1 protein-coding gene is annotated in these 1761 nt (G+C 42.6%); it reads left to right on the forward strand.

The features are described 5' to 3' along the window. Nucleotides 1–158: 158 nt before the first annotated feature. The coding region (locus HT678_RS07300) for a YSIRK-type signal peptide-containing protein (protein WP_172924772.1) at nucleotides 159–1761 on the forward strand (1603 nt) is incomplete at its 3' end.

Consider the following 1761-nt stretch of genomic DNA (forward strand, 5'->3'; position numbering starts at 1 on the left):
GGGGGGGGGTGGTATAATAGCTGCTAGACTGTATATTCTTCATAGGAGGTACAGTGGGGTAAATAGTCGTAAGTTGCTATTTATATATTATTGTCAATTGAAGAGGAAAATGACATGTTTTCTTCAATCATATCTTTAAATTTAAAGGAGAAAGAGTTATGGATTTTAGAAAGTGTAACAGAGAAAAGGTCTTCCGTTACTCCATTCGTAAGTACCACTTTGGTGCCGCCAGTGTCGCGGTTGCCGCATTGATGTTTTTAGGAGCACGAGCTAGTGTTGTTCAGGCGGATACTACAGTAAATGCTACAGAGGTGTCTCTTGAGAGTTCTGATCCTAAATCGGATCCAGCTGCGGAGGGAGCTAGTGAAGCTTCGAATGGAAGTGAGCGAAGTGCTGATGAAACAAGTAATTCTGTTCAGCGTACTCCTGTTGGCAGTGATAGGGACGCTTCTCCATCAAGCAATAATGGGGAAAGTTCTGAAGGGTCAGATAGAAGCAGCAGTAGTGCCGTTAGCGGAAGGGATAGAGGTGCTGAAGAGACGAGTAACTCTGGTCAGAATGCTCCTGTTAGAAGAGCTAGGAGTGTCGGGGAAGACCGGGCATCAAGCTTGAATGGGGACTATTCATATAATGTTGATCAAGCACCAGTCCCAGATTCAAAAATTAATGATTTTGATTATTTGTTGAGTCGTTGGTATGATGGAATGTTTCATTGGCTGAATGCTAATAGTCATGGTGATGTTTATGAACTTTATACGAATTCCTTTGATGAACAAAAGATAAGACGGAAAGATCGTAATAGAAATAGACATGTGGATAAACTATATAGAGACGATGCAACGACAGATAGTAGTAAATTAAACATTTTCAATTTATATCCAAAGGCTGAGTATGTGAGTCTTTCGATTGTTCCTAATGGAGGTGGTGAAGCTCGCTTAACAGTGGTAGAAGCTGGGGGAAAAGTATTAGATACTATTCCAATACCAGCGAAAGATTTGTGGATAAAACAAAGCGAGTATGATAAACGTGAAAAGCAGAGACAATCCATCGACAAGTCTGCCTTGAAAGCTGAAATTGCGAAAGAAGGTGCAACAAAAGCTGACGATGTGAAGTACTACAACGGAAGTGCAGAGAAGAAAGCAGCCTATGACAAAGCCGTAGAAGATGGTAAGCAAGTCTTAGAAGACCCGAATGCCACACAAGAAGCTGTCAATAACGCTAAGAAAGCCATTGAAGACGCCAAAGGTGAGTTGGATGGAACAGCAACAGATAAGAGCGGACTAACTCCAGTTGCGACAACTGATGCCGAAACAACCAAAACAACGGATGCGAAGTACTACAACGGAAGTGCAGAGAAGAAAGCAGCCTATGACAAAGCCGTAGAAGATGGTAAGAAAGTCTTAGAAGACCCGAATGCCACACAAGCAGAAGTAGATGCAGCGAAACAAGCTATCCAAACGGCTAAAGAGCAGTTAGATGGACAAGCAACAAGTAAAGATGAGTTGAAAGCTGAAATTGCGAAAGAAGCTGCAACAAAAGCTGACGCCAAGTACACGAATGCAGACCAAGCTAAGCGTACTGCCTACGACGAAGCTCTTAAAGCGGCAAAAGCTGTAGATGCTAAGCCAGATGCAAGTCAAGCAGAAGTTGAGAAAGCTAAGAATGACTTAGTTGCGGCAGCGGCAGCCTTGAATGGACAAGCAACAAGTAAAGATGAGTTGAAAGCTGAAATTGCGAAAGAAGCTGCAACAAAAGCTGACG

The sequence above is a fragment of the Streptococcus sp. 3167 genome, from assembly GCF_013277175.1.
GTDB lineage: Bacteria > Bacillota > Bacilli > Lactobacillales > Streptococcaceae > Streptococcus > Streptococcus pseudopneumoniae.